Source organism: Sphingomonas sp. TDK1 (assembly GCF_001650735.1).
Taxonomy (GTDB): Bacteria; Pseudomonadota; Alphaproteobacteria; order Sphingomonadales; family Sphingomonadaceae; genus Sphingomonas.
Genome location: NZ_LXVY01000002.1, coordinates 81576 through 106625 on the forward strand (window position 1 = coordinate 81576; position 25050 = coordinate 106625).

Annotated in this window: 29 protein-coding genes and 1 riboswitch; of the genes, 15 read left to right on the top strand and 14 right to left on the bottom strand. The window is 67.7% G+C overall.

The features are described from left to right. Positions 1 to 176: 176 nt before the first annotated feature. From gcvPB to A7X12_RS01620, 5 genes are all read right to left on the bottom strand, one after another. Positions 177 to 1748, bottom strand: coding sequence for an aminomethyl-transferring glycine dehydrogenase subunit GcvPB (gene gcvPB, locus A7X12_RS01600; protein WP_064309895.1), 1572 nt, complete (start codon positions 1746 to 1748; stop codon positions 177 to 179). Then, on the bottom strand, positions 1745 to 3103 hold the full coding sequence (gene gcvPA, locus A7X12_RS01605) for an aminomethyl-transferring glycine dehydrogenase subunit GcvPA (RefSeq protein WP_064309896.1): 1359 nt from the start codon (positions 3101 to 3103) through the stop codon (positions 1745 to 1747). Before gcvPA ends, gcvPB begins: the two co-directional genes overlap by 4 nt. 266 nt (positions 3104 to 3369) lie before the next feature. Continuing rightward, complete coding sequence (gcvH, locus tag A7X12_RS01610; RefSeq protein ID WP_064309897.1) at positions 3370 to 3741, bottom strand: glycine cleavage system protein GcvH; 372 nt, start codon at positions 3739 to 3741, stop codon at positions 3370 to 3372. A gap of 1 nt (position 3742) precedes the next feature. After that, on the bottom strand, positions 3743 to 4903 hold the full coding sequence (gene gcvT, locus A7X12_RS01615) for a glycine cleavage system aminomethyltransferase GcvT (protein ID WP_064309898.1): 1161 nt from the start codon (positions 4901 to 4903) through the stop codon (positions 3743 to 3745). Between the two features lie 167 nt (positions 4904 to 5070). Beyond that, positions 5071 to 5161, bottom strand: a riboswitch (glycine riboswitch). Positions 5162 to 5319: 158 nt separating this feature from the next. Then, positions 5320 to 5850: an outer membrane protein gene (locus A7X12_RS01620; RefSeq protein WP_064309899.1), complete on the bottom strand. Its 531-nt coding sequence runs from the start codon at positions 5848 to 5850 to the stop codon at positions 5320 to 5322. Between the two features lie 250 nt (positions 5851 to 6100). Between A7X12_RS01620 and A7X12_RS01625 the strand changes: the two genes are divergently transcribed. From A7X12_RS01625 to A7X12_RS01640, 4 genes are all read left to right on the top strand, one after another. Then, positions 6101 to 6808 (top strand): CoA transferase subunit A, encoded by a 708-nt coding sequence (locus A7X12_RS01625; RefSeq protein ID WP_064309900.1) that lies wholly within the window; start codon positions 6101 to 6103, stop codon positions 6806 to 6808. After that, complete coding sequence (locus tag A7X12_RS01630) at positions 6805 to 7701, top strand: 5'-nucleotidase, lipoprotein e(P4) family (protein ID WP_157105469.1); 897 nt, start codon at positions 6805 to 6807, stop codon at positions 7699 to 7701. Before A7X12_RS01625 ends, A7X12_RS01630 begins: the two co-directional genes overlap by 4 nt. Beyond that, positions 7701 to 8351: a 3-oxoacid CoA-transferase subunit B gene (locus A7X12_RS01635; protein WP_064309901.1), complete on the top strand. Its 651-nt coding sequence runs from the start codon at positions 7701 to 7703 to the stop codon at positions 8349 to 8351. Before A7X12_RS01630 ends, A7X12_RS01635 begins: the two co-directional genes overlap by 1 nt. Positions 8352 to 8532: 181 nt before the next feature. Next, positions 8533 to 8724, top strand: a complete 192-nt coding sequence (locus tag A7X12_RS01640) for a hypothetical protein (protein WP_064310008.1) — start codon at positions 8533 to 8535, stop codon at positions 8722 to 8724. 105 nt (positions 8725 to 8829) lie between these two features. Here the strand turns inward: A7X12_RS01640 and A7X12_RS01645 are convergent, their stop codons facing one another. From A7X12_RS01645 to ispH, 4 genes are read right to left on the bottom strand one after another with little or no spacing between them, the layout of a single operon-like run. Continuing rightward, complete coding sequence (locus A7X12_RS01645; protein ID WP_064309902.1) at positions 8830 to 9297, bottom strand: VOC family protein; 468 nt, start codon at positions 9295 to 9297, stop codon at positions 8830 to 8832. 27 nt (positions 9298 to 9324) lie between these two features. Beyond that, on the bottom strand, positions 9325 to 9771 hold the full coding sequence (rnhA, locus tag A7X12_RS01650) for a ribonuclease HI (protein ID WP_064309903.1): 447 nt from the start codon (positions 9769 to 9771) through the stop codon (positions 9325 to 9327). Further along, complete coding sequence (gene thrB, locus A7X12_RS01655; protein ID WP_064309904.1) at positions 9768 to 10724, bottom strand: homoserine kinase; 957 nt, start codon at positions 10722 to 10724, stop codon at positions 9768 to 9770. Before thrB ends, rnhA begins: the two co-directional genes overlap by 4 nt. After that, positions 10724 to 11677, bottom strand: a complete 954-nt coding sequence (ispH, locus tag A7X12_RS01660) for a 4-hydroxy-3-methylbut-2-enyl diphosphate reductase (RefSeq protein ID WP_064309905.1) — start codon at positions 11675 to 11677, stop codon at positions 10724 to 10726. Before ispH ends, thrB begins: the two co-directional genes overlap by 1 nt. 119 nt (positions 11678 to 11796) lie before the next feature. Here ispH and A7X12_RS01665 point away from each other — a divergent pair, with 119 nt between their 5' ends. The 3 genes from A7X12_RS01665 to A7X12_RS01675 are packed head-to-tail and all read left to right on the top strand — an operon-like array spanning position 11797 to position 14447. Continuing rightward, a complete protein-coding gene (locus tag A7X12_RS01665; protein ID WP_064309906.1) occupies positions 11797 to 12435 on the top strand; it encodes a hypothetical protein in 639 nt (212 codons plus the stop codon). Positions 12436 to 12490: 55 nt separating this feature from the next. Next, the gene (locus A7X12_RS01670) at positions 12491 to 14146 is read left to right on the top strand and encodes a thiamine pyrophosphate-binding protein (RefSeq protein WP_064309907.1); all 1656 of its coding nucleotides are present in this window, start codon (positions 12491 to 12493) and stop codon (positions 14144 to 14146) included. Between the two features lie 43 nt (positions 14147 to 14189). After that, positions 14190 to 14447, top strand: coding sequence for a hypothetical protein (locus A7X12_RS01675; RefSeq protein WP_064309908.1), 258 nt, complete (start codon positions 14190 to 14192; stop codon positions 14445 to 14447). Between the two features lie 112 nt (positions 14448 to 14559). On the opposite strand, the gene A7X12_RS01680 is transcribed toward A7X12_RS01675, so the two are convergent. From A7X12_RS01680 to thiS, 3 genes are all read right to left on the bottom strand, one after another. After that, entirely contained in the window at positions 14560 to 14730 is a 171-nt protein-coding gene (locus tag A7X12_RS01680) for a CsbD family protein (protein WP_064309909.1), read from the bottom strand. Positions 14731 to 14821: 91 nt separating this feature from the next. After that, entirely contained in the window at positions 14822 to 15589 is a 768-nt protein-coding gene (locus A7X12_RS01685; protein WP_064309910.1) for an alpha/beta hydrolase, read from the bottom strand. Further along, the gene (gene thiS, locus A7X12_RS01690; RefSeq protein ID WP_084444959.1) at positions 15589 to 16593 is read right to left on the bottom strand and encodes a sulfur carrier protein ThiS; all 1005 of its coding nucleotides are present in this window, start codon (positions 16591 to 16593) and stop codon (positions 15589 to 15591) included. Before thiS ends, A7X12_RS01685 begins: the two co-directional genes overlap by 1 nt. 79 nt (positions 16594 to 16672) lie before the next feature. Between thiS and aroQ the strand changes: the two genes are divergently transcribed. Genes aroQ through arsC form a run of 4 tightly spaced genes read left to right on the top strand, consistent with a single transcriptional unit; the run spans position 16673 to position 19340 of the window. Continuing rightward, entirely contained in the window at positions 16673 to 17107 is a 435-nt protein-coding gene (aroQ, locus tag A7X12_RS01695) for a type II 3-dehydroquinate dehydratase (RefSeq protein WP_064309911.1), read from the top strand. A gap of 43 nt (positions 17108 to 17150) precedes the next feature. Further along, a complete protein-coding gene (gene accB / locus A7X12_RS01700; protein ID WP_064309912.1) occupies positions 17151 to 17633 on the top strand; it encodes an acetyl-CoA carboxylase biotin carboxyl carrier protein in 483 nt (160 codons plus the stop codon). 10 nt (positions 17634 to 17643) lie between these two features. Beyond that, entirely contained in the window at positions 17644 to 19008 is a 1365-nt protein-coding gene (gene accC / locus A7X12_RS01705) for an acetyl-CoA carboxylase biotin carboxylase subunit (RefSeq protein WP_064309913.1), read from the top strand. Continuing rightward, entirely contained in the window at positions 19005 to 19340 is a 336-nt protein-coding gene (gene arsC, locus A7X12_RS01710) for an arsenate reductase (glutaredoxin) (RefSeq protein ID WP_064309914.1), read from the top strand. The genes accC and arsC overlap by 4 nt, the downstream gene beginning before the upstream one ends. A gap of 169 nt (positions 19341 to 19509) precedes the next feature. Here arsC and A7X12_RS01715 read toward each other — a convergent pair whose 3' ends face one another. Next, a complete protein-coding gene (locus tag A7X12_RS01715) occupies positions 19510 to 20358 on the bottom strand; it encodes an SDR family oxidoreductase (RefSeq protein WP_064309915.1) in 849 nt (282 codons plus the stop codon). 89 nt (positions 20359 to 20447) lie between these two features. Here A7X12_RS01715 and A7X12_RS01720 point away from each other — a divergent pair, with 89 nt between their 5' ends. The 3 genes from A7X12_RS01720 to A7X12_RS01730 all read left to right on the top strand — a co-directional run bounded on the left by A7X12_RS01720 (position 20448) and on the right by A7X12_RS01730 (position 22120). After that, complete coding sequence (locus A7X12_RS01720) at positions 20448 to 20843, top strand: winged helix-turn-helix transcriptional regulator (RefSeq protein WP_064309916.1); 396 nt, start codon at positions 20448 to 20450, stop codon at positions 20841 to 20843. 228 nt (positions 20844 to 21071) lie between these two features. Next, positions 21072 to 21422, top strand: a complete 351-nt coding sequence (locus A7X12_RS01725; protein ID WP_064309917.1) for a CidA/LrgA family protein — start codon at positions 21072 to 21074, stop codon at positions 21420 to 21422. Next, positions 21419 to 22120, top strand: a complete 702-nt coding sequence (locus A7X12_RS01730) for an LrgB family protein (protein ID WP_064309918.1) — start codon at positions 21419 to 21421, stop codon at positions 22118 to 22120. Before A7X12_RS01725 ends, A7X12_RS01730 begins: the two co-directional genes overlap by 4 nt. A 28-nt stretch (positions 22121 to 22148) precedes the next feature. Here the strand turns inward: A7X12_RS01730 and A7X12_RS01735 are convergent, their stop codons facing one another. After that, positions 22149 to 22523, bottom strand: a complete 375-nt coding sequence (locus A7X12_RS01735; RefSeq protein ID WP_064309919.1) for a PAS domain-containing protein — start codon at positions 22521 to 22523, stop codon at positions 22149 to 22151. 99 nt (positions 22524 to 22622) lie between these two features. Between A7X12_RS01735 and purL the strand changes: the two genes are divergently transcribed. Beyond that, positions 22623 to 24857, top strand: a complete 2235-nt coding sequence (gene purL / locus A7X12_RS01740; RefSeq protein WP_064309920.1) for a phosphoribosylformylglycinamidine synthase subunit PurL — start codon at positions 22623 to 22625, stop codon at positions 24855 to 24857. Positions 24858 to 25050 lie beyond the last annotated feature (193 nt).

Here is a 25050-nt window from a genome sequence, read left to right on the forward strand (position 1 = left end):
TGACCTGCCGCTTCCCCCATGCGGACCCGGCGCAGTGCGAACGGGCACAACCTGTATGCAGAGCAGCGGTCGTGACCGCAATAGTCCCAGCTACCTTCCCCAAACGCAAAACGCCGGCTGGAAGCGGGGGCTTCCAACCGGCGTGTGCGACCCTCTCGGGGGGTAACGGGTCGGTGTTACTCGGCCGCTTCGGCGGGTGCCGCGTCCTTGTAGGCCAGCACCGGCTTGCGCGCGGCGAGCGTCTCGTCAAGGCGGCGGCGGGGCGCGAAGTGCGGGGCGCTCTTCAGCGCCGCCTCGCCCTGCTTGGCCTTGCTGGCGACGTTGCGGAACGCGCCGATGAACTGGTCGAGCGCCGCCTTGCTCTCGGTCTCGGTCGGCTCGACCAGCATCGCGCCGTGGACGACCAGCGGGAAATACACCGTCATCGGGTGATAGCCCTCGTCGATCAGCCCCTTGGCGATGTCGATCGTCGAGAAGCCCTCGGGCAGGCCCTTGTCGCTGAAGATCGCCTCATGCATGCATGGGCCGGTCTTGGCGAAGGGCGCGTCGAGCACGTCCTCCATCGAACGCAGCACATAGTTGGCGTTGAGCACCGAATCCTCGGCGACCTGGCGCAGGCCGTCGGCACCGTGGCTGAGGATATAGGTCAGCGCGCGGGTGAACATGCCCATCTGGCCGTGGAAGGCGGTCATGCGGCCAAAAGTGCCGGCATGATGCTCCTCGGCATTCTCTTCCTCGACGATGCGATAGCCGCTGTCGGTCTTCTCGACGAAGGGCAGCGGCGCGTACGGCGCCAGCGCCGCCGACAGCACCACCGGCCCCGAACCCGGGCCGCCGCCGCCATGCGGGGTGGAGAAGGTCTTGTGCAGGTTGATGTGCATCGCATCGACGCCGAGGTCGCCCGGGCGCACCCGGCCGACGATCGCGTTGAAGTTGGCGCCGTCGCAATAGACATAGCCGCCGGCGGCGTGGACCGCGTCGGAAATGTCCTTGAGGTCCGGCTCGAACAGCCCGCAGGTGTTCGGGTTGGTGATCATCACGCCGGCGATGTCAGGCCCCAGCCGCGCCTTGAGCGCCGCCACGTCGACCCGGCCCTCCGGCGTCGCGGGGATGTCCTCCACCGCGAAGCCGGCGAACGCCGCCGTCGCCGGGTTGGTGCCGTGCGCGGACTCGGGCACCAGCATGATGCGGCGCGCGGTCTCGCCCTTGGCGTCGAGCGCGGCGCGGATCGCCAGCACGCCGCAGAGTTCGCCATGCGCGCCTGCCTTGGGGCTCATCGCCACGGCCTGCATGCCGGTGAGCGTGATCAGCCAGTGCGCCAGCTGGTCGATCGCCTCCAGCGCGCCCTGCACGGTATCGACGGGTGCAAGCGGGTGGATGTCGGCGAAGCCCGGCAGGCGCGCCATCCGCTCGTTGAGGCGCGGATTGTGCTTCATCGTGCAGCTGCCCAGCGGGAACAGGCCGAGGTCGATCGCATAGTTCTGGCGGCTGAGGCGGGTATAGTGGCGCACCGTCTCCGGCTCGGACAGGCCCGGCAGGCCGATCGGCTTGCTACGCTCCATGCCCGCGAGGCGCGACTTGCCCGCGGGGGCCTCGCCGAAATCGACGCCGGTGGTGTCGGTGGAGCCGATCTCGAAGATCAGCGCCTCTTCCAGCATCAGCGCGCGGTTGCCGGTGAAGGTGGCGGCGTCGCTTTCGCCGGCCTGCGGCGTGGTGGGGCGCCAGCCCGACTGGTTGATCGTGCTCATGCCAGCACCTCCTCGAGTGCGGAGGCAAGCGTCTCGACGTCCTCCTCCGTGGTGGTTTCGGTGACCGCGACGACGAGGCCGTTCTCCAGCTCCGTCACGCCCGGATAGAGTCGGCCGAGCGACACGCCGGCCAGGATGCCCTTGTCCGCCAGCTGGCGGACGACGGGGCGCGCTTCCTTGGACAGCTTCAGCGTGAATTCGTTGAAGAACCGGTCGGTGACCAGCTCGACCCCGTCCACTTCGGCGAGGCGATCGGCGGCGGCGCTGGCGCCGACATGGTTGAGCTCGGCGAGCTGGCGCAGGCCCTTTTCGCCCAGCAGCGTCATGTGCACCGACATGGCAAGCGCGCACAGCACCGAGCTGGTGCAGATGTTCGACGTCGCCTTTTCGCGGCGGATATGCTGCTCGCGGGTGGAGAGCGTCAGCACGAAGCCGCGCTTGCCGCTGGCGTCCACCGTTTCACCACAGAGCCGGCCCGGCATCTGGCGGACCAGCTTTTCCGAGCAGGCGAACAGGCCCACATAAGGACCGCCGAACTGGAGGCCGACGCCGAGCGACTGGCCCTCGCCGACGACGATGTCCGCGCCCATCTCGCCCGGCGCCTTGATCGCCCCCAGCGCCACCGGCTCGGTGACCACGGCGATCAGCAGCGCCTTCTTGGCGTGGCAGGCCTCGGCCAGCGCCGACATGTCCTCGATGCGGCCGAGAATGTCGGGATACTGGACGACGACGCACGAGGTGTCGGCGTCGATGGAGTTAATGAGGTCGAGCGTGTCGGGTTCGGGGCTCAGCGTCGGCACGCCGGTGACGAGCTGGTCGCCGGTGAAGCGCGCCATCGTCTTGGCGACCGAGACATAATGCGGGTGCAGGCCGCCCGAGAGGATCGCCTTGCCGCGCTTGGTGACGCGGCGCGCCATCGAGATCGCTTCCCAGCACGCGGTCGAGCCGTCGTACATCGAGGCGTTGGCGACGTCGCAACCCAGCAGCCGGGCGATCTGGCTCTGGAACTCGAACATCATCTGCAGCGTGCCCTGCGCGATTTCCGGCTGGTAGGGCGTGTAGGCGGTGAGGAACTCGCCGCGCTGGATGAGGTGGTCGACCGAGGCCGGCACATGGTGGCGATAGGCCCCCGCCCCCAGGAAGAACGGCGCTTCGCCGGCCGCCAGGTTCTTGCGCGCCAGCGCGGTCATGTGGCGTTCGACCGCGAGCTCCGATGCGTGCATCGGCAGGCCGGCGATCGGCCCGCTGAGGCGGGCGCTTTCGGGCACGTCGACGAACAGATCGTCGATCGACTGGGCGCCGATCGTGCCAAGCATCGCCTGACGGTCGGCCGGGGTAAGGGGCAGGTAGCGCATCGACTGTCCTACTCCCCTCCCGCATGCGGGAGGGGTTGGGGGTGGGTGCCCGCCATCCGCGGGCCTTTCGGTTTTGGGGTGAGCGTGGGCCCACCCCCTGCCCCCTCCCGCACGCGGGAGGGGAAGAATCTCGTGGCCCCTCCCACTTCTAAGCCCCTCCCCTTCAGGGGAGGGGTTGGGGTGGGGCAGTCCGGTCAGCGGGGCGGATCGCTCGTGGAGAGGCCCCCACCCCAACCCCTCCCCTGAAGGGGAGGGGCTAAATCACATCACAGCTTGCTCACGAACGCCTGATACTTGGCCTCGTTCATCAGGCCTTCCAGCTCGCTCTCGTCGCTGAGCGTCATCTTGAAGAACCAGCCTTCGCCTTCCGGATCTTCGTTCACCAGCGCGGGGTTCTCGGCGAGGTCTTCATTGCCCTCGACGACGGTGCCCGACACCGGTGCATAGACGTCCGAAGCCGCCTTCACGCTCTCGACAACGGCGGCATCGTCGCCCTTGGTCAGTTCCTTGCCCTCGTCGGGCACTTCGACGAACACGATGTCGCCGAGCTGGCTCTGGGCATATTCGGTGATGCCGACCGTCGCGACGTCGCCGTCGACTTCGATCCACTCATGGTCTTCGGTAAAATAACGGCTCATGTCACGCTCCCTTTCGGACATAGCGGTGGGGTACGAAGGGCATCGCAACGACCTCCGCGGAATGCTGCTTGCCCCGCTGGACAAGCGTAATCTTGGTGCCGGCCGCTGCAAGGGCCGACGGCACATAGGCCATCGCAATCGGCTTCTGCACCGAAGGCGCGAACCCGCCCGAAGTGACCTTGCCGACTTCCGCGCCCGAAGCATCGACCACCGCCGCGCCTTCCCGCACCGGCTGGCGGCCCTCGACGATCAGGCCGACGCGCTTCATCGCGCCGCCCTGCTCGCGCTCGGCGAGGATGCGATCTGCACCGGCGAAGCCACCCTCTTCGCGGCGGCGCTTGGACAGCGCGAAGCCGAGATCGGCGGCGACCGGCGTGGTCTCCAGATCGAGGTCATGGCCGTAGAGCGGCAGCCCGGCCTCGAGGCGCAGCGAATCGCGCGCGCCCAGGCCGATCGGCTTGACTTCGGGCTGCGCGGTGAGCGCGTCGGCGAACGCCTCCGCCGCCTCGCCCGGCAGCGAGATCTCGTAGCCGTCCTCGCCGGTATAGCCCGAGCGGCTGACCCAGAGCGGGTTGCCGTTCCACGCGAACGCGGCGGCGGTCATGAACACCAGCTTCTCAACGCCGGGCAGCACGCGGGCGAGCGCGGTGACCGCCTCCGGCCCCTGCAGCGCCAGCAACGCCTGGTCTTCGAGGTGGTTGATCGTCACTTCGTCGGGCAGGAACTCGCGGAACACGCCGAGATCGTCCCACTTGGTAGCACCGTTGACGACCATATAGATCGTGCCGCCGTCGATCTCGAAGGCGTTGTCCGCGGGCAGGCGAGTCATCATCAGGTCGTCATGGATGCCGCCTTCTTCGCTGAGCAGCAGCGAATAGCGCATCCGGCCCTCGCCCAGGCCCTTCACGTCGCCCGGCAGCAGCTTTTCGAGACCGGCATCGAAGTCGACACCCGAGAAAAGCAGTTGGCCCATATGGCTGACGTCGAACAGCCCGGCATGCTCGCGCGTCCAGAGATGCTCGGCCATGATGCCTTCATACTGGACCGGCATCGCATAGCCCGCGAACGGCACCATCCGGCCGCCGCGCGCGCGGTGCCAGGCGTCGAGCGGCAACGTCTCGATCGGCAGGTCGGTGGCGGTGTCTTCGGCGGCTTCGCTCATCGGGGCACTCCGGGCATCAAGGGTTCAACGGCGCGCATGGAGCCGAGCCCCCCGCAACACCATCGCCCCCTCTGTCACGGAACCTGAGAGCTTTCGCACGGGTTTGGGCCCGGCTTACCCCTTCGGTGGAGCCCAGCCTCGAAGGCCGGCTCGCTTTCCAGAGTGTCGTGGCCTGCGCGGTCCTCGGTGCCTGAGAGATTCCGGGGCGGTTGCTCCTTCGGCGATCCGGCGAACCGGATTCTCTCCCGCGCATGCCCATGCCGGTCGCCCGGCATCGACAACGCCGCCTTGGCGGGCGCGCTTGTCGGAGTCAATCGGGATTGCGGTGCATTGCCCACGAAAAAAGCCCCGCACCGCAGGGGTGCGAGGCTTGTCCGGGAAAGGGGGTGCAGTGGCGCCCCCGCTCCAGCCTTCTATCAGAAGCGATAGCCGACGCCGGCGAGCACCTGGTGGCGCTCGATATGGTCCGAGGCGTTGGTGTAGCGATACTCGACCTTGCCGAAATAGTGGCCGAAGGTGCGCTCGACGCCCGCGCCCAGACGGATGCCGTCGACGTTGTCGGCGACGTGCAGCTTGCCCGAGCGGGTGATCACGCGGCTGTTGTCATAGCCGACCTTGCCGTACAGCAGGGTGTTCGGCAGCACGACATAGCCCACGCGCGCGCCAGCGTAGAAGTCGCGGCCGCCCTTCACCTGGACGGCACCGACGGTCTTCTTGGCGGTGGTACCCGTGATTTCGCCATCGACGCCGACCACGAAGTTGCCGCGCTGCAGGTCATAGCCGGCTGCGCCGCCATAGACGAAGCCCGACGCGTCCGGACCCTTGGTCTCAAGGCGGTCCCATCCGGCAACGGCCTCGACGCGCGGGCCCTGGAAGGTGGCATCCTGTGCGAGTGCGGGAGTCGCCGATGCAACGAGGGCGAGCGCGGTCACTGCGAAAATACGCATAATCTCTTACCTTTGGACTTGTTACTTATTGCTACAGGATGGCCATCCAGGCCCCCTACCTAGGCGCTCCGTTCGCGGGTGCAATATGACAGATGGATTACATTGGTATGTGTTGCACATGCGCAACGGTTATGCCTTGGGCTCCGCCGCAAACGCCGAATCACGCCAAGTTGAAAGCCGGTTCAGGTTCGCTTGACCGGGCTGCCCTGCCGGTATTATCGCCGCCCCAAACATTCGGAGGGAATCGTCGATGGACAAGCTCTACCCCAACGCGAACGCAGCGCTGGAAGGGCTGCTGTTCGACGGGATGATGATCTGCGCGGGCGGCTTCGGCCTGAGCGGCATCCCCGAGCGGCTGATCGACGCGATCCAGGCGGCGGGCGTGAAGGACCTCACCATCGCCTCGAACAATGCCGGCATCGACAATGAGGGCCTGGGCAAGCTGCTGCGCAGCCGCCAGGTCAAGAAGATGATCTCCTCGTACGTCGGCGAGAACAAGGAGTTCGAGCGGCAGTATCTCTCCGGTGAGCTGGAGGTGGAGTTCTGCCCGCAGGGCACGCTGGCCGAGCGCTGCCGTGCCGGTGGCGCGGGCATCCCCGGCTTCTACACCAAGACCGGCGTCGGCACGAAGGTGGCCGAGGGCAAGGAAGTGAAGGTCTTCGATGGCGAGGAGTATATTCTGGAACGCGGCATCCGCGCCGATCTGTCGATCATCAAGGGTTGGAAGGCCGACGAGGCAGGCAACCTGATCTTCCGCAAGACCGCGCGCAACTTCAACCAGCCGATGGCCACCGCCAGCCATATGTGCGTGGCCGAAGTGGAGGAAGTAGTGCCGGTCGGCAGCCTCGACCCCGACCAGATCCACCTGCCGGGCATCTATGTGAAGCGGCTGATCGTCGGCGCGCCCTATGACAAGAAGATCGAGTTCCGCACCGTCCGCCCGCGCGAGGCGGCATGATCCGTACCGCGCTGCTGCTGGCGGGGGCGGGGCTGGCCTTGTCGGGCTGCGTCGTCGACGCGAGCGTGACACAGGCGCCGCCCGCGCCGGCGGCCGCCCCCGCGCCGGGCGGCGTGCCGCCAGGGATGCAGTATCTCTACGGCTCGGGCGAGGCGGCGGCGCTGAGCGTGCAGGCGTATAACGTGCTGGTCGACTGGGTCCGGGCCCGCCTGGAGCCGGTACAAGGCGTGGCGCCGCGCAAGTCGGTGGTGTTCGCGCAGGGCGCGTCGCTCGCGTCGCCCCGGGTTCAGACCTGCGGGACCAAGCCGCCTGCCGTGGTGTTCGACGTCGACGAGACGCTGCTGCTCAACCTCGGCTATGAGGGCGACGATGCGCAGCGCTCGGGCGGCTGGGATTCGGCGCGCTGGGATCGCTGGGAAAAGACCGGCGCGATGAAGGTCGCCGCCGTGCCAGGTGCGCTCGACGCGGTGCGCGCGCTCAGGGCGATGGGCGTCACGGTGATCTTCAATACCAATCGCGCCGCCGCCAGTGCCGAGCAGACCGAAGCCGCGCTGAACTTCGCCGGGCTGGGCCCGGCCAGGCATGGCGAGACGCTGTTCCTCAAGGGTGATGTCGACGGCAAGTCGGGCAAGGACGCCCGGCGCGACGCCATTGCCCAGCGCTGGTGCGTGGTGGCGATGGGGGGCGACCAACTCGGCGACTTCACCGACCTGTTCGCCGGGCTCTCCCCGCCCGAGCGGCGCGCGGCGGCGGCGAGCCCGGCGATCGCGCCCTATTGGGGGCATGGCTGGTTCGTGCTGCCCAACCCCGTCTACGGAACCGGGCTCGGTTCCACCTATGACCAAACCTTCCCGTCGGCGACGCGCTGGACGGATCCGCAGGAGAAGCACTGATGGCCTGGACCCGCGACGACATGGCGGCACGCGCCGCGAAGGAGCTGCGCGACGGCTTCTATGTCAATCTGGGCATCGGCATCCCGACGCTGGTGGCGAACCATATCCCGGCTGGCGTCGAGGTGACGCTCCAGTCGGAGAACGGCATGCTCGGCATCGGCCCGTTCCCCTATGAGGGCGACGAGGACCCGGACCTGATCAACGCCGGCAAGCAGACGATCAGCGAGCTGCCCAGTTCGGTCTATTTCAGCTCGTCGGACAGCTTCGCGATGATCCGCGGCGGCCATATCGATCTGACCGTGCTCGGCGCGATGGAAGTGAGCCAGGCCGGCGACATCGCCAACTGGATGATCCCGGGCAAGATGATCAAGGGCATGGGCGGCGCGATGGACCTGGTCGCGGGCGTGAAGAAGATCATCGTGGTGATGGAACACACCGCCAAGGACGGCAGCCCCAAGTTCATCCCCGACTGCACGCTGCCGCTGACGGGCAAGAACGTGGTCGACATGATCATCACCGATCTCGCGGTGTTCCAGCGGGCGGACCATGGCTCGCCGTTCCGGCTGATCGAGCTGGCGCCGGGCGTGACCGCGGAGGAAGTCGCGGCGAAGACCACGGCAAAGTATGAGGTGGCGCTGGCGACGGCGTGAGGGGCTTAGCATATCCTCCCCCGCCAGGGGGAGGTGGCCCGCGCCAGCGGGTCGGAGGGGGAGGATGCCAGAACGCGCCGGCCGTCGTGCTTCCTCCCCCTCCGCCGCCTTCGGCGCCACCTCCCCCTGGCGGGGGAGGATTCGGCTGGAACGGAGAAGGGCTGCCGTATAGCCTGTGTGCATGACCCTTGAGGAAGAAGCCGACCGAGCGACGGAATTGCTTCGCGGGAAGATCGTCCGGCGAGTCGTGCGCAATCGAAGCGGCGAACTCTTGATCGAGTTCGAAGACGGGTGTCGTATCTTCGCCGACTCCAACAGCGCGCTGGAACTCTCGATCGAACTCCGCGACAGCGCAGAGAATCTAGCTGAGTAACGGTCTATCCCGAGGCGAAGGTAACCGTCAGACCGCCATGTTCATAGCAGCACGAGAGCTCTACCGCCCACAACTGGGGTGAAAGCCGCCGCCGCCTGCCGCTCTTCACTTCGCCGGCACGCCCCGGCTGTCCCCCACCTCCAGCCAGTACCCGTCGGGATCCTGCACATAGATTTGCCGCACGCCGTCAAAGCGGAGTTGCATCTTGCGCGGCTCGCCGGTGAAGTTGGTCCAGGCGAGATGGTGCGCGTCGAGCCATGCTGTCACCGTCGCGAGATCGTCGACATGGAGGGCGAGATGCTCGTCGCGGTTCGACGGCTTGGGCGCGGTGCGGCCGTCGAGGATGTGCAGCGCCATGCCGTGGCCGAGGTCCAGCCAGCGGCGGTTCTTGAGCGGGGTGGGAATCAGGCGCAGCCCGAATGCCTCGTGGTAGAAGGCCGCGCTGCGGTCGATATCGCTGGCCTGGATCGCGACATGCTCGGCCTGGGCCGGAGCCACGGACGCCGTCTGGGCCGAGGCCGGAGCGGCACCGAGCGGGGCGACAAGGGCCAGCAGAAGTCCGTACGCGCGCATGGTCACCCTCCGGAAGTTGGTCGATGTCTATCTTGCCGCGATCGCAGCGTCGCTGGCCAGCTTGTCCGCCCGCTCGTTGTCCGGGTGGCCGGCATGGCCCTTGACCCATTTCCACTCGACCCGGTGGGGCTTGGCGGCGGCGAGCAGTTCCTGCCAGAGGTCGGCGTTCTTGACCGGCTTCTTGTCCGCCGTGCGCCAGCCATTCTTCATCCAGCCGTGGATCCACTTGGTGAGGCCGTCCATCACATAGCGGCTGTCGGTGGAGAGCGTCACCCGGCAGGGACGCTTGAGCGCCTTCAGCCCCTCGATCGCGGCCATCAGCTCCATGCGGTTGTTGGTGGTGTGCGCCTCGCCGCCGGACATTTCCTTCTCGACGTCGCCCATACGGAGCAGCGCGCCCCAGCCACCCGGCCCGGGATTGCCCTTGCACGCGCCGTCGGTCGCGATCTCGACATGCTGGAGTTCGGCGGTCATGCGATCGCCGCCAGTGCCGAGGCATAGACGTGCGCGCGGCGCCAGAAGGCCATCGGGTCCTTGCGGGTCACCAGCGCGTCGGCAGGCGTGTTGAGCCAGTCCCAGGCGCGCGACAGGGTGAAGCGGATGCAGGCGCCGGTCGCCAGCAGCGGCAGGATCGCGCGCTCCTTTTCCGACAGCTTGTAGCTGGTTTCGTACCCCTGGAGCAGCGCCTCGGAGACGTACGGATCGAACCGCTCGCCCGTGGAATCGAATGCCCAGGCGGTGTGCATCACCGCGAGGTCATAGAGCCGCAGGTCGGTGGAGGCGAAGTAGAAGTCGATCAGCCCGGTCACCCGGTTGCCGAGCATCAGGACATTGTCCGGGAACAGGTCGGCATGGATCGCGCAGCGGTCGAAGCCTTCGCGCGGCCAGGCGGCGGTGACGCGGTCGAGTGCTGCGCCGATCTCGTCGTACAAGCCGGGCGCGATCTGGTTGAGGCTGGTGCCGCAGCGCTCGAACAGCGGGCGCCAGGTGTCAACGCCCATCGAGTTGGGTCGATCCTGCGGGAAGTCGGCCACCGCCTTGTGCATCCGCCCCATCGCCTCGGCGGCGGCGCGCGCCTGCGCCGGCGTCGGGTGCGAGACCGAGACGCCGGAGAGGAACTGGATCAGGCAGGCCGGGCGCCCCTCCAGCGTGTGGATCAGCGTGCCGTCGCGATCGGGCACCGCGGGGGGCACCGGCAGCCCGCGATCGGCGCAGTGATCGAGCAGCGCCATGAAATAGGGCAGATCGCCCTGATCGACGCGCTTCTCGTAGAGCGTCAGGATGAAGCGGCTCTTGGTTGTGTCGACGAGGTAGTTGCTGTTCTCCACCCCCTCGGCGATGCCCTTGGCGGAGACGAGCTCACCGACGTCGAACCGCTCGAGGAACGCGGACAGCGCCTCGGCCGAGACCTGCGTGTAGACGGCCATTACGCAGCCTCGAGCCCGCGCGGCAGCTTGAACACGACGCTTTCCTCCACCGTCTCGACCTCGCGCTCGGTTACCGCGAACCGGGTGCCGATCTGCTCGACCACCTCGCGCACCAGTACTTCGGGCGCGGAAGCGCCGGCGCTGATGCCGACCTTGGTCACGCCGTCGAACCAGGCGAAGTCGATCTCGGCAGCGCGCTGGATCAGCACCGCACGCGCGCCGCCGCGCTTGGCGACTTCGACCAGCCGCAGCGAGTTGGACGAATTGGGGGCGCCAATCACCAGCACCAGCTCGGCCTTTTCGGCGATCGCCTTCACCGCGCCCTGGCGGTTCGAGGTGGCGTAGCAGATATCGTCCGCGCCGGGCGCCAGCATCGTCGGGAAGCGGCGCTTGAGGATGCCGAGCACCGCGGCGGTATCGTCCACCGACAGAGTCGTCTGGGTGAGGAAGGCGAGGTTCTCCGGATCGGGCACCGCCACCGATTCGGCATCGGCTTCGGTCTCGACCAGCGTCATCGACCCTTCCGGCACCTGGCCGAAGGTGCCGATCACCTCCGGGTGGCCCTGATGCCCGACGAACAGGATGTGGCGCCCGGCGGCGACATGGCGCTCGGCCTGGCGATGGACCTTGGAGACCAGCGGGCAGGTCGCGTCCAGATAGGAAAGCCCGCGCTGCTCGGCCTTGTGCGGCACCGCCTTGGGCACGCCGTGGGCGGAGAACACCACCGGCACCCCGTCCGGCACATGGTCCAGCGTCTCGACGAACACGGCGCCCTTGGCGCGCAGATTCTCGACGACGAACTTGTTGTGGACGATCTCGTGCCGGACATAGACCGGCGCGCCATATTTCTCGATCGCGAGTTCGACGATGCGGATCGCGCGGTCGACGCCGGCGCAGAAGCCGCGGGGCGCTGCGATCAGCAGCTCCAGGGGACGCTTTTCGGTGTTTGCCATCGGGTGGAGCCTCTACGCGATTGCTTGCGCGGGCGGAAGGCGGTTCCTATGGTGCGCGCCGTTCCGGCCCCCGGCTTGCAAGATGGGGGGCGGCTGTTCGGTTCGAAAGGTTGCCCTCCTTGTCTGTCGCCAAGTTCACCGTTCCCGCCCTGATCCTGCTCGCCGCCGGTGGCTGCAGCCGCACGGGCGAAATCACCGAAGGCGGCATCAGCGCGGTGCGCACCGCCTGCCCGACAGTGGCGATTCCCGCAGGCCTCGGCGACGTGACGCTGTTCGATCCGGCGACCAGCCGCGAAGCGAGCGCGATCGACGTGGTGGCCACGATCACCAACATCCAGGCGAGCTGCGACGATGCCAGCGCGCAGGTGGTAACGAACATCAAGTTCGACGTGCTGGCCCGCCGCCGCGACGCCGGCCCGGCGCGCGACGTCACCCTGCCCTATTTCCTCACCGTCGTCCGCGGCGGTACCCAGGTCGAGGCGAAGCGCGTTTCCAACATCACGCTCCACTTCGACGCTGGCCAGATTCGCGCCAGCGCCGTCGGCCAGGCGACCAGCAGCGTCTCGCACGCCGCCGCGACGCTGCCCGACGAGGTCCGCCGCCGCCTGACCGAGAAGCGCAAGGCAGGCGAGCAGTCGGCCGCGACCGATCCGCTGTCCGATCCGGCGATCCGCCGCTCGGTGCTGTCCGCCACGTTCGAGGCGCTGGTCGGCTTCCAGCTCACCGACGATCAGCTGAAGTACAACGCCACGCGTTGACGCACGCATGCCGGGGAGGATTGGACGGCGCGCCGTTCTCCCCTAGCATCGGCCCATGACTACGAACCGTACCGGGGGCAGGATCCTCGTCGACAATCTGGTGGCGCAGGGCTGCGACCGGATCTTTCACGTCCCGGGCGAGAGCTTCCTCGCCGTGCTGGATGCGCTGCACGATACGCCCGGCATCGATCTCGTGACCTGCCGCCAGGAAGGCGGCGCGGCCTTCATGGCCTGCGCCGACGGCGCGATGACGGGGCGGCCGGGCGTGTGCTTCGTCACCCGCGGCCCCGGTGCGACCAATGCCAGCATCGGCGTGCATGTCGCGATGCAGGATTCGCAGCCCATGCTGCTGTTCATCGGCGATGTCGATCGCGGCATGCGCGACCGGGAGGGCTTCCAGGAAGTCGACCTGCCCGCAATGTTCGCGCCGCTCGCCAAATGGGCGACACGGATCGAGGACGCGCGGCGCATCCCCGAATATATCGCCCGCGCCTGGAATATCGCCACCTCCGGCCGGCCGGGCCCGGTGGTGATCGCGCTCCCCGAGGACATGCTGCTCGACGCCGTCGAGGCGATCGACCGACCCGCGATCTCCGAGCCGATCCAGGCGGCCGACGCCTTCGATCTCGATCAGCTCTACGATCTGCTGCGGGAGGCCGAGCGCCCGATTGCGATCGTGGGCGGGGGCGGCTGGGATTCGGACACGGCGCAGGATTTTGCCCGCTTCGCCGAATCGATCGATCTGCCGGTCGCCTGCGCCTTCCGGCGGCAGGACGCGATCGACAATGCCTCGCCGGTCTGGGCGGGCAATCTCGGCTATGGCCCGAACCCCAAGCTGGTCGCGCGGATCAAGGCGGCGGACCTGCTGCTGGTGGTCGGCGCGCGGCTCGGCGAGGCGACGACCGACGGCTACAGCCTGATCACCCCCGAACATCCGGGGCAGACGCTGGTCCATGTCCATCCGGACCCGAACGAGTTTCACCGCGTCTACCGCGTGGACCTGCCGATCTGCGCGCGGCCGTTCGAATTCGCCGTCGCCGCGGCCGCTACCGCCGAGGCCGCCCGCCTGCCCCGCTTCGATGGCGCCGCCGCCCATGCCGAGTGGCGCGAATGGTCCAGCCCCAAGCCGCGCGCGGGCGTGGCGCTCGACCTAGGTCCCTGTGTCGCCGCGATGCGCGAGACGCTGCCGGCGGACACGATCATCTGCAACGGCGCGGGCAATTTCTCGGGCTGGTGGCATCGCTATTGGCACTATGCGGCGCAGCCTTCGCAGCTGGCGCCCACGGCGGGCGCGATGGGCTATGGCGTCCCCGCCGCCGTCGCCGCCGCGCTGCGCTTCCCCGATCGCCGGGTCGTTGCGATCGCCGGCGACGGCGACTTCCTGATGAACGGGCAGGAACTCGCCACCGCGGTCCAGCAGGATGCGGACCTGCTGGTGATCGTGGTCGACAACGGCGCCTATGGCACGATCCGCATGCACCAGGAACGCGAGTTTCCGGCACGCTTGTCCGGTACCACGCTGCGCAACCCCGATTTCGCGGCGCTCGCCCGCGCGTTCGGCGGCTGGGCCACCACCGTGGAGACGACCGAGGCCTTCGCGCCGGCGCTCGCCCTCGCGCTCGCCCAGCCGGGCCTCAAGCTGTTGCACTGCAAGACAGATGTCGAGGTGATCAGCGCCGCCACCACGATCACGAAGATACGAAATCGTTGAACGGATAGGGCCGCGTTAACCGTCGCTGCGATAGGATGGCAGCATGGGACAACAAACGGTAGAACGGTGGAGGACAGCGCATCTCGGCAAGCGCGGAGATCGCTTTCGATTGGGCGGGCGACAGGTCTGGCAGTGTGAATGGCGCTGGATCAACAAGAACATGGTGCGCCTGCCCCACCCGCTGCATACCAGCGACGTCCTCTCGTTCATGATCTGCGAGATCGGCCCCGCAACGGCCCCCGTCCGCTTCGCCGCCGCACAGGTCGAACCGGACATGTGGGCCTTCTACGTGCCGGATTGAGCCCAGGCGCTCAAGCGTTTCCCTGGAACGGGCAAGGCTACGATTTGCCGCAAACGAAGACGGGCCGCACCTTTCGGTGCGACCCGTCCAATTGTCCGGTTGGATCCGCGACTCAGATGTCGTCGCCGAGCGCACCCTTGATCTTGCCGCCGAGCTGCTGCGCCTTTCCCTTGGCTTCCTGCGCCGCACCTTCGGCCTGGGTGTCGGCGTTGTCGCTGTGCTGCTTCACCTTGCCGGCCAGCTCGTTGAGATTGCCTTTGATCTTGTCGGTCAGCTCGCCCATGATCGATACTCCTGGCTAGGGTCGGGTACCACACAACACGGCACCTGCGACTTGCTGGAAATAACGTATGTGGAGCCGCCCCGGTTCCCGCTCAGCCGCGCGTCACTTCGCCCAGAAACGCCATCGTAGCGCGCCATGCTTCCTGCGCACCGTCCGGGTTCTTCGTTCGCAACAGCGTCGAGCTGCCATGCACCCCGCCCAGTCTCGGCACGAACTGCGTCTTCTGCTTGGACGGGGACGCCGCGAGGATGGTCCGCGCCGCATCCTCCTCCTTGCCGTCCTGCGCCGAGGTCACGAAGATCGGCGCTTCGACCTTCGCCGCCGCGCGCGCCACGGCGCCCTTCTCGTCCAGATATTCGCCGGGCGAGAAGGCCAGCAGCGCCTTGACCTGCCCCGGATGCTCGGAGGCGAGCGGGAAGATCAGCGCGGCGGAATAGCTGCTGCCCCACAGAATGATCGGCAGCTTCTGCTGCTGCGCCCAGGCGAACGCGGCATCGAGATCGCGCCTGGCCTCGGCATAGCTCGCCGAATGGCCGAGCATCCGCACGGTTTCGTTCCCGCCAAACAGCGTGCCGCCCGCGCGCTGGTCGATGCGCAGGGACGAATAGCCCGCCTGCGCAAGCTGGGGGCTGAGCAGCGCATACTCATCCTTGCTCGATTCCGCCTGATGGAACAGCAGCACCAGCGCCTTCGGCTTGAACGCCTTGGTGTAGACGCCCGCGACCTTCACGCCGTCGGCGGCGCGCAGCGTCACCGGCTCGGCCGAAATCGGCCCCTGATTCTCGACCGGATCGCCCTGCGGCCGCGGGTGGCACCCGGCCGTCATGACCAGTGCGAGTGCCGCCAGCGCCGCCCGCATCAGATCAGGCCCGCCAGCGGGCTCGACGGATCGGCATAGCGGCGCTTCGCCATGCGGCCGGCGCGATAGGAAAGCCGCCCGGCCTCCACCGCCGCCTTCATCGCCGCCGCCATCAAAATCGGATCCTTGGCCTCCGCGATCGCGGTGTTCATCAGCACGCCGTCGCAGCCAAGCTCCATCGCCACCGCCGCGTCCGAGGCCGAGCCGACGCCCGCATCGACCAGCACCGGCACCTTGGCGCCTTCGACGATCAGCCGGATCGTCACCTGGTTCTGGATGCCCAGCCCCGAACCGATCGGCGCGCCCAGCGGCATGATCGCGACCGCGCCGGCATCCTCCAGCCGCTTGGCGGCGATGGGATCGTCGACACAATAGACCATCGGGAGGAAGCCTTCCTTGGCCAGCACCTCGGTCGCGCGCAGCGTCTCGACCATGTCCGGATACAGCGTCCGCGCCTCGCCCAGCACCTCCAGCTTCACCAGTTCCCAGCCGCCCGCCTCGCGCGCCAGCCGGAGCGTGCGGATCGCCGAATCGGCATCGAAGCAGCCCGCGGTGTTGGGCAGATAGGTGATCTTCTTCGGGTCGATATAGTCGGTGAGCATCGGCGCCTTGGGGTCGCTGACATTCACCCGGCGCACCGCCACGGTGACGATTTCGGCGCCAGAGGCGGCGACCGCCGCCGCGTTCTGCTCGAAGTCCTTGTACTTGCCGGTGCCGACGATCAGGCGCGAGCGGAAGGTCTTGCCCGCCACCGTCCAGCTGTCGTCAGCCAGGGGGCCGGCATGGTCGCCACCACCAACGAAATGCACGATTTCCAGCTCATCGCCATCCTCGACGATCACTTGCGCCAGCGTCGAGCGCGGCACCACCTCCAGATTGCGCTCCACCGCAACCTTCTCGGGCACCAGCCCCAGCTCAGTTGCGAGTTGCGCGAGCGTGAGCCCGGCGATGATGCGCTTGTGTTCGCCGTTGACGCGGATGGAAACGGTGCCGTCGCTGTGCATGAAGAGCCTTGGATTTGATCGGAGACGCCGGCTCATATAGGGAGGACCGCATCCTGCCCGCAACCGAAAGGCGCCTGCTTTGGCCGATACGATCTTCGTCTTGAATGGCCCCAACCTCAACCTGCTGGGTCTGCGCGAGCCGGAAATCTATGGGTCGGACACGCTGGACGACATTGCCGGCATGCTGGAGGACCGCGCCCGCGAGCTGGGGCTCGAGGTCGAGGTGCGCCAGTCCAACCATGAGGGCCATCTGATCGACTGGCTGCACGAGGCGCAGGCCGATGGCGCCCGCGCCGTGCTGCTCAATCCGGGTGGCTACACCCACACCTCGATCGCGCTGCACGATGCGATCAAGAGCATCCGCACGCCGGTGATCGAGGTGCATCTCTCCAATCCGCACGCGCGCGAATCCTTCCGCCACACCAGCTTCGTCGGCCGTGCCGCGAAGGGCACGGTGGCCGGGTTCGGGGCACAATCCTATATACTCGCGCTTGAAGCCGCCGCGCGTCTCTGACAGAGGGCGCCGTTTCGTTTACAGAATTTCAAAGAAGGGTCGTATGGCCGAAGAAACCAAGTCGGGTGCAATGATGGTCGACATCGAGCTGGTTCGCCAGCTTGCCGCCGTGCTCGATGACACCCAGCTCACCGAGATCGAAGTCGAGGACGGCGAGCGCCGCGTCCGCGTCGCCCGCAAGGTGACCGCAGCGCCCGCAGCGGTGCAATATGCCGCGCCGGCCGCGCCGATGCTCGCCGCCACGCCGGCCGCCGCTGCTCCGGCCGAGATCGTCGCTGCGCCGCAGCCGGCCGCCAATGCGGTCAAGTCGCCGATGGTCGGCACCGCCTATCTGAAGCCGAACCCCGAGGCGAAGACCTTCGTCACGGTCGGCCAGCAGGTCGCCGCGGGCGATACCCTGCTGATCATCGAGGCGATGAAGGTGATGAACCCGATCCACGCGCCCAGCGCCGGCACGGTCAAGGCGATCCTGGTCGAGAACGGCCAGCCGGTCGAGTTCGACCAGCCGCTCGTCGTGGTCGAGTAACGGAACGACCATGCCCGAGATCAAGAAGCTCCTGATCGCCAATCGCGGCGAGATCGCCCTACGCATCCACCGCGCCTGCCATGAAATGGGCATCAAGACGGTGGCGGTGCACTCCACCGCCGATGCCGATGCGATGCATGTGCGCCTGGCGGACGAGGCGATCTGCATCGGCCCGCCGGCTGCGGCGGAGAGCTATCTGAACATCCCGAACATCATCTCGGCCGCCGAGATCTCGGGCGCGGACGCGATCCACCCGGGCTATGGCTTCCTTTCGGAGAACGCCCAGTTCGCCGAGATCGTCGAGGCGCACGGGCTGATCTTCGTCGGGCCCAAGCCCGAGCATATCCGCACCATGGGCGACAAGATCGAGGCGAAGCGCACCGCCGGCGCGCTCGGCCTGCCGCTGGTGCCGGGCTCGGACGGCCCGATCAGCGATCTGGAAGAGGCCAAGGCGATCGCCGCCAAGGCCGGCTATCCGGTGATCATCAAGGCCGCCTCGGGCGGCGGCGGTCGCGGCATGAAGGTGTGCACCAGCGAGGATCAGCTCGAGACGCTGATGCAGCAGGCGGGCAGTGAGGCGAAGGCCGCGTTCGGCGACGCCACGGTGTACCTGGAAAAGTATCTCGGCAATCCGCGTCACATCGAGTTCCAGGTGTTCGGCGACGGCAACGGCAATGCGATCCATCTCGGCGAGCGCGACTGCTCGCTCCAGCGCCGCCATCAGAAGGTGCTCGAAGAGGCGCTGTCGCCGGTAATCACGCCGGAGGAGCGGGCGCGCATGGGCGGCATCGTCGCCAAGGCGATGTCCGACATGGGCTATCGCGGCGCCGGCACGATCGAGTTCCTGTGGGAAAATGGCGAGTTCTACTTCATCGAGATGAACACCCGCCTCCAGGTCGAGCATCCGGTGACCGAGATGATCACCGGGATGGACCTGGTCCGCGAGCAGATTCGCGTCGCCGAAGGGCATGGCCTGTCGGTGCGCCAGGAGGACCTCGAGTTCCGCGGACACGCGATCGAATGCCGCATCAACGCCGAGGATCCACGGACCTTCGCGCCTTCGCCGGGCACGATCACCCACTTCCACGCGCCGGGCGGCATGCACGTCCGCGTCGATAGCGGCATCTATTCGGGCTATCGGATCCCGCCCTACTATGATTCGATGATCGCCAAGCTGATCGTCTATGGCCGCACCCGCGAAAGCTGCATCCTGCGGCTGAAGCGTGCCCTGGAAGAATTCGTGGTCGACGGCATCAAGACGACGATCCCGCTCCATCAGGCGCTGCTCGACGATCCCGAGTTCCTGAAGGGCGATTATACGATCAAGTGGCTCGAAGAGTGGCTCGCCCGCCAGGACGAGGCCGCCGCGGCGTGAAGGCCACCCTCTACCACAACCCGCGCTGTTCCAAGTCGCGCGAGGCGCTGGCGATCCTCAAGGACGCCGGCGCCGAGGTGGAGGTGATCGAGTATCTGAAGACCCCGCCCAGCCGCGCGACGCTGGCGGAGCTGTACAAGCGCGCCGGCATGACCGCGCGCGAAGGCCTGCGCATCGCCGAGGACGCCGCCAAGCCGCTGAAAGGTGCGGACGATGACACGATCCTCGATGCGATGGCGGCGAATCCGATCCTGATCGAACGCCCGCTGGTGGTCACCGAGCGCGGCGTTCGGCTGGGACGGCCGCCCGAGAAGGTGCGGGAAATCCTGTAAAAAGCTCCTCCCCGGCACGGGGAGGGGGACCGCCGCCGAAGACGGTGGTGGAGGGGCCGCCGCGCACGCGGCGGTGTCCCCCGCGGTGAGGTTTCCGCGCCTTTCGGCGCGGCCCCTCCACCATTCGCTGGCGCGAATGGTCCCCCTCCCCGTTCCGGGGAGGAATTTTTCAGCCCCGCACCCCCGCCGCGATCGTATCGCGCCACGGCGTGGTCGGCCGGCCGATCAGCCCGGACAGCGTCTTCGAGTCCTCGAACAGCGCGCCGTCGGCAACCCGCGCATCGCTGTCGGCGAGGATCGCCGCGAACGGGCCCGGCAGCCCAGCGCCTTCCAGCGCCTTGGCGTATTCGGCCTGGGGCAGGTCCTGATACGCGACCGGCTTGCCCGACGCCTCGGCCAGCGCCGCAGCGAGCTCGGCATGGGTGAAGCCGGTATCGCCGGCCAGCTCATAGGTCCCTGCCTCCCCACGCGCGAGCACCACCGCCGCCGCCTCGGCATAGTCCGCGCGCGCAGCCCCCGAGACCAGCCCGTCACCCGCGCTGCCGATCAGCACGCCATGTTCGATGGCGGGACCGGCGCTCATCAGGTAATTTTCGGTGTACCAGCCGTTGCGCAGCAATGCGTGGGGCACGCCGCTGGCCGCGAGCAGATCCTCGGTCGCCTTGTGCTCGACCGCCATCTGCATCGGCGAGGTCTGCGCGCGGAGCAGGCTGGTATAGGCGATCAGCTGCACGCCCGCCGCCTTGGCGGCATCGATCACCGCTCGGTGCTGGGGTACGCGGCTGCCGATGGCGTTGCCGGAAATGAGCAGCAGCCGGCTCACGCCCGCCAGCCCCGACGCCAGCGTCTCCGGCGCATCATAGTCGAACGCGCGCACGGTCACGCCCTTTGCGGCGAGGTCGGCGACGCTGTCGGGATTGCGCACGAGCGCGACGATCTCGCTCGGCGCGACCTTCTCCAGCAGCGATTCGAGGACGAGGCGGCCGAGCTGGCCCGAAGCTCCGGTAACGGCGTACATGGCAGTTCCTTCCAATCATGGATTGACCCGAGCGATGTAACACCCCACTTACGAATCGTAAGTACGCACATAAAGGTAAGTGTCAAAAAATGTCGGACGAAACACCCCGCACCCTGGCCGCGATGATGGCGCGCGGCGACGTGTTCGTCCCGGATTGCCCCTCGCGCGCGGTACTCAAGCGAATCACCAGCAGCTGGGGCCTGCTTGTCCTGGTGGCACTCCGCGACGGCACCCGCCGCTTCAGCGAACTCCGCCGCCGGGTGAACGGGGTGAGCGAACGCATGCTCGCCCAGACGCTCCAGCAGCTCGAGGCGCATCAGCTCGTCACCCGCCGCAGCCTGCCGGTGGTGCCGCCGCACGTCGAATACAGCTTGACCCCGCTCGGCGCGGAGGCGGCGGCGAAGGTCGAGGATCTGGTCGAGTGGATCCAGGCCAACATCACGGCGCTGATGCCGCTGGAAGCGCAGGCAGAGGCGGCGGAGTAACCTTGAGCCGTCATCCCGGCGAAAGCCGGGATCCATTGGGGTCTCCGTTCCGGCGCTTGCTGAAGCCGAGAGGCGACTGGATCCCGGCTTTCGCCGGGATGACGAACGGAGGGGTGCGCCCAATGTCCTCCGCCAACAGCCGCCCGGACCGCTTACGCCCCCCCCGCAACCAGCCCTCCCCTACCCCGCAGTGTACCTCGCCGCGCGGGCATGGCATGGCATCCGGCCATGATCGCCGCCATCGCCACCCTGCTCCTCTGCCAGCTGCTCGGCGAGGGGATCCACCTGCTCTCCGGCCTGCCGCTGCCGGGGGCCGTCATCGGCATGTTCCTGCTGCTCGGCTGGCTGCTGCTCCGCCCGGGCGAGCGGCCCACCCTGGTCCAGGTCTCGGCCTGGCTGACCGCGCATCTCTCGGTGATGTTCGTCCCCGCGGCGGTGGGCCTGATCGAGGAGGGCCCGGTCCTTGCCCGCAACGGCGTGGCGATCGTCGTCGCGACGCTCGTGTCGACGCTGCTGACCATGGCGGTTACTGCGCTCGTCTTCCGCTGGGCGCTGGCGCGGACGGAGCGCGGCGCATGAGCGCAATGTTGCATATGCTGCAGGGCACCCCCCTTTCCTGGCTGGCGGTGACGCTGCTGGTGTTCGAGGGCGCCGATCGCCTGTCGAAGCGCAGCAACCGCCATCCGCTCTGCCACCCAGTGCTGCTGGCGACGCCGGTGCTGATCGCGCTCCTGCTCGCCACCCATACGCCCTACCCCGTCTATGCGCAGAACACCGCCATGCTCGGCTTTCTGCTCGGCCCGGCGACGGTGGGGCTGGCGGTGCCGCTATGGCGCAACCGTGCGCTGGTTCGCCGCGCCGCCGGACCGCTGCTGCTCGCGCTGTTCGCCGGATCGCTGACCGCGATTTGCAGCGTCACCGGAATAGTCTGGGCCTTTGGCGGCAGTGCCCAGATCCTTGCGACGGTCGCGCCGCGTTCGGTGACCACGCCGGTCGCGATGGCGCTGGCGACGCAGCTCGGCGGCATCCCCGCACTGGCGGCGGTGGTGGTGCTGATCGCCGGCGTGTTCGGCGCGATGATCGCCACGCCCCTGCTCAATGCACTCCGCATGTCCGATTACCGCGTCCGGGGATTCGCCGCCGGAGTAGCCGCCCATGGATTCGGCACCGCCCGCGCTTTCCAGGTTACGGAGATCGGCGGCACCTTCGCCGGCATCGGGATGGCCCTGAACGCCGCGATGACCGCGCTGCTGCTGACCCTATGGGCGGTGTTGTAGGCATCGCGATGCCCCCGAATCCTGGGCGCTATTCGTCCGTCACGTCCAGCTTGGTGCCGTAGAGGCGCACGGGCCGGCCCTGCTCGAACTGCACGTCGGCGGTCAGCCGCATCCTGCGCACGGCGCCATCGCGGCGCTGGATCTGCACGTCGATGGTAAAGCTGCCGCCTTCCGCGATCGCCCTGCTCCGCACTGCCTCCAGCAACCCGCGCGACTCCGGCGTGTACATCGCGACGATGTCGTCGCGCGTCACCGGCGCGCCCCGCGGGATGCCGAAAAGATCGTAGACGCCCGGCGACCAGCGGATCGCGTTGGTGTCGAGATCGCACTCCCACGCGGCCGGGAGCGGGATCAGCGGATCGCGCGCACACAGTCCTGAGCCGGGAAGAGGCTGAACGAACATGGCAGTGTTCCAACATGATCTATGTTAACGAGCGGTTCTCGGCTCCCTCCGTAACTCCCGGGGTGACGCGCGCGCAACACCCCGCTAAGGGGTCCGGCCATGACCCAGATCACGCCCGAGATCGTGGCCGAGCACGGCCTGTCGCCCGAAGAGTATGACCGCGTCCTCAAGGCGCTTGGTCGCGAGCCCAACCTGACCGAGCTCGGCATCTTCTCGGTGATGTGGTCCGAGCATTGCAGCTACAAGTCCAGCCGCATCCACCTGAAGAAGCTGCCGACCACCGGCCCGCAGGTGATCTGCGGCCCCGGCGAGAATGCCGGCGTCGTCGACATCGGCGACGGCCAGGCGGCGATCTTCAAGATGGAGAGCCACAACCACCCGAGCTACATCGAGCCCTATCAGGGTGCGGCGACCGGCGTAGGCGGCATCCTGCGCGACGTGTTCACCATGGGCGCGCGACCGATCGCCAACATGAACGCGCTGCGCTTCGGCCGCCCCGACCATCCCAAGATGAAGCACCTGATCGCCGGCGTCGTCCACGGCATCGGCGGCTATGGCAATTGCGTCGGCGTGCCGACCGTGGGCGGCGAGGTGAACTTCCACCCCGCCTATGACGGCAACATCCTGGTCAACGCGATGACCGTCGGCATCGCCGATACCGACAAGATCTTCTATTCGGCGGCCTCCGGCGTCGGCAATTCGATCGTCTATGTCGGCTCCAAGACCGGCCGCGACGGCATCCACGGCGCAACGATGGCCTCGGCCGATTTCGGCGAGGATTCGGAAGAGAAGCGCCCCACCGTCCAGGTCGGCGATCCGTTCACCGAGAAGCTGCTGATCGAGGCCTGTCTCGAGCTGATGGCTTCGGACGCGATCGTCGCGATCCAGGACATGGGCGCCGCCGGCCTCACTTCCTCCAGCGTCGAGATGGCATCCAAGGGCGGCGTCGGCATCGAGCTGATCATGGACGACGTGCCCCAGCGCGAAACCGGCATGACGCCCTATGAGATGATGCTCTCCGAGTCGCAGGAGCGCATGCTGATGGTGCTCAAGCCCGGCCGCGAGGATTTCGCGGAAGCCATCTTCCGCAAGTGGGAGCTCGACTTCGCGGTGATCGGCCATGTGACCGACACCGGCCGCATGGTGCTCAAGTGGAAGGGCGACGTGGTGTGCGACATCCCGCTCGCCCCGCTCGCCGACGAGGCACCGCTCTACGATCGCCCGCACGTGCCGACGCCCAAGCCGGCCGAGTTGCAGAACGTGCCGGAATGCACCGATCCCGCCGCCGATCTCGTCAAGCTGATGGGCTCGCCGGACATCGCCAGCCGCCGCTGGATCTGGGAGCAGTATGACCACATGGTCGGCGGCGACACGGTGCAGCGCCCGGGCGGCGACGCCGCGGTCGTACGCGTCCACGGTACCGACAAGGGCCTGGCGATCACCACCGATTGCACCCCGCGCTATTGCTTCGCCGACCCGGTCGAGGGCGGCAAGCAAGCCATTGCAGAAGCCTGGCGCAACCTCTCTTCGGTGGGGGCGACCCCGCTGGCGGTGACCAACTGCCTCAACTTCGCCAACCCGCAGCGCCCGGAGATCATGGGCCAGATCGTCGGCGCGCTCGAAGGCATGAGCGAGGCGTGCCGCGCGCTCGACTTCCCGATCGTCTCGGGCAATGTCAGCCTCTACAACGAAAGCAAGGCCACCGGCGGCGGCTCGGCGATCCTGCCGACGCCTGCGATCGGCGCGATCGGCCTGCTCAAGGACTGGCAGAAGAACTGCACCATCGCCTTCAAGGGCACCGGCGACGTGATCATCGCGGTCGGCGAGCGCGGCGGTCATCTCGGCCAGTCGATCTGGCTGCGCGAGATCTGCGGCCGCGAGGAAGGCCCGCCCCCGCCGGTCGACCTGATGATGGAGCGCCGCACCGGCGCGTTCATCCGCTCGGCGATCTGCGGCGGTGCGATCACCGCCTGCCATGACGTGTCGGACGGCGGCCTCGCGGTCGCGGTGGCCGAGATGGCGCTGGCCTCGAACATCGGCGCGATTCTCGATCAGCCCCAGCCCTTCGGCGTCGCCGGCAGCTGGTTCGGCGAGGACCAGGGCCTGTACGTGGTGACGGTGAAGGACGAGGCGCTGGCCGACTTCCTGGTCGCCGCCGACAAGGCCGGCCTCGCGGCCGATCCGATCGGCCGCACCATCGCCAACCGCATCATCTTCGAGATGGAAGAAGGCGATTTCTGCGTTAACCTGACCGATCTGCGCGCCGCGCATGAAGGCTTCTTCCCGGCGCTGATGGGCGCGACCGAGGCGGTGCGCGAAGAAAACGCGATCTAATTTTTCGGCGGGCGGGTCGCCGGGGTTTTCTGCACCGGCCTTCCCCGTCGTCATCCCGGCGGAAGCCGGGATCCATTGGAGTCATCGTTGCGGCTCTCGTTGCTGGCAAAAGGCGACGGGCCCCGGCTTTCGCCGGGATGATGGATGGTGCGCGGCAACCATGTCTTGCCTCCGACTCCACACACCCGGCGCA

What these genes read in the sequence shown, in the direction of transcription:
- gcvPB (WP_064309895.1), bottom strand. Translation starts at nt 1,748, where the DNA reads ATGAGCACGATCAACCAGTCGGGCTGGCGCCCCACCACGCCGCAGGCC.
- gcvPA (WP_064309896.1), bottom strand. Translation starts at nt 3,103, where the DNA reads ATGCGCTACCTGCCCCTTACCCCGGCCGACCGTCAGGCGATGCTTGGC.
- gcvH (WP_064309897.1), bottom strand. Translation starts at nt 3,741, where the DNA reads ATGAGCCGTTATTTTACCGAAGACCATGAGTGGATCGAAGTCGACGGC.
- gcvT (WP_064309898.1), bottom strand. Translation starts at nt 4,903, where the DNA reads ATGAGCGAAGCCGCCGAAGACACCGCCACCGACCTGCCGATCGAGACG.
- A7X12_RS01620 (WP_064309899.1), bottom strand. Translation starts at nt 5,850, where the DNA reads ATGCGTATTTTCGCAGTGACCGCGCTCGCCCTCGTTGCATCGGCGACT.
- A7X12_RS01625 (WP_064309900.1), top strand. Translation starts at nt 6,101, where the DNA reads ATGGACAAGCTCTACCCCAACGCGAACGCAGCGCTGGAAGGGCTGCTG.
- A7X12_RS01630 (WP_157105469.1), top strand. Translation starts at nt 6,805, where the DNA reads ATGATCCGTACCGCGCTGCTGCTGGCGGGGGCGGGGCTGGCCTTGTCG.
- A7X12_RS01635 (WP_064309901.1), top strand. Translation starts at nt 7,701, where the DNA reads ATGGCCTGGACCCGCGACGACATGGCGGCACGCGCCGCGAAGGAGCTG.
- A7X12_RS01640 (WP_064310008.1), top strand. Translation starts at nt 8,533, where the DNA reads ATGACCCTTGAGGAAGAAGCCGACCGAGCGACGGAATTGCTTCGCGGG.
- A7X12_RS01645 (WP_064309902.1), bottom strand. Translation starts at nt 9,297, where the DNA reads ATGCGCGCGTACGGACTTCTGCTGGCCCTTGTCGCCCCGCTCGGTGCC.
- rnhA (WP_064309903.1), bottom strand. Translation starts at nt 9,771, where the DNA reads ATGACCGCCGAACTCCAGCATGTCGAGATCGCGACCGACGGCGCGTGC.
- thrB (WP_064309904.1), bottom strand. Translation starts at nt 10,724, where the DNA reads ATGGCCGTCTACACGCAGGTCTCGGCCGAGGCGCTGTCCGCGTTCCTC.
- ispH (WP_064309905.1), bottom strand. Translation starts at nt 11,677, where the DNA reads ATGGCAAACACCGAAAAGCGTCCCCTGGAGCTGCTGATCGCAGCGCCC.
- A7X12_RS01670 (WP_064309907.1), top strand. Translation starts at nt 12,491, where the DNA reads ATGACTACGAACCGTACCGGGGGCAGGATCCTCGTCGACAATCTGGTG.
- A7X12_RS01675 (WP_064309908.1), top strand. Translation starts at nt 14,190, where the DNA reads ATGGGACAACAAACGGTAGAACGGTGGAGGACAGCGCATCTCGGCAAG.
- A7X12_RS01680 (WP_064309909.1), bottom strand. Translation starts at nt 14,730, where the DNA reads ATGGGCGAGCTGACCGACAAGATCAAAGGCAATCTCAACGAGCTGGCC.
- A7X12_RS01685 (WP_064309910.1), bottom strand. Translation starts at nt 15,589, where the DNA reads ATGCGGGCGGCGCTGGCGGCACTCGCACTGGTCATGACGGCCGGGTGC.
- thiS (WP_084444959.1), bottom strand. Translation starts at nt 16,593, where the DNA reads ATGCACAGCGACGGCACCGTTTCCATCCGCGTCAACGGCGAACACAAG.
- accB (WP_064309912.1), top strand. Translation starts at nt 17,151, where the DNA reads ATGGCCGAAGAAACCAAGTCGGGTGCAATGATGGTCGACATCGAGCTG.
- accC (WP_064309913.1), top strand. Translation starts at nt 17,644, where the DNA reads ATGCCCGAGATCAAGAAGCTCCTGATCGCCAATCGCGGCGAGATCGCC.
- A7X12_RS01715 (WP_064309915.1), bottom strand. Translation starts at nt 20,358, where the DNA reads ATGTACGCCGTTACCGGAGCTTCGGGCCAGCTCGGCCGCCTCGTCCTC.
- A7X12_RS01720 (WP_064309916.1), top strand. Translation starts at nt 20,448, where the DNA reads ATGTCGGACGAAACACCCCGCACCCTGGCCGCGATGATGGCGCGCGGC.
- A7X12_RS01725 (WP_064309917.1), top strand. Translation starts at nt 21,072, where the DNA reads ATGATCGCCGCCATCGCCACCCTGCTCCTCTGCCAGCTGCTCGGCGAG.
- A7X12_RS01730 (WP_064309918.1), top strand. Translation starts at nt 21,419, where the DNA reads ATGAGCGCAATGTTGCATATGCTGCAGGGCACCCCCCTTTCCTGGCTG.
- A7X12_RS01735 (WP_064309919.1), bottom strand. Translation starts at nt 22,523, where the DNA reads ATGTTCGTTCAGCCTCTTCCCGGCTCAGGACTGTGTGCGCGCGATCCG.
- purL (WP_064309920.1), top strand. Translation starts at nt 22,623, where the DNA reads ATGACCCAGATCACGCCCGAGATCGTGGCCGAGCACGGCCTGTCGCCC.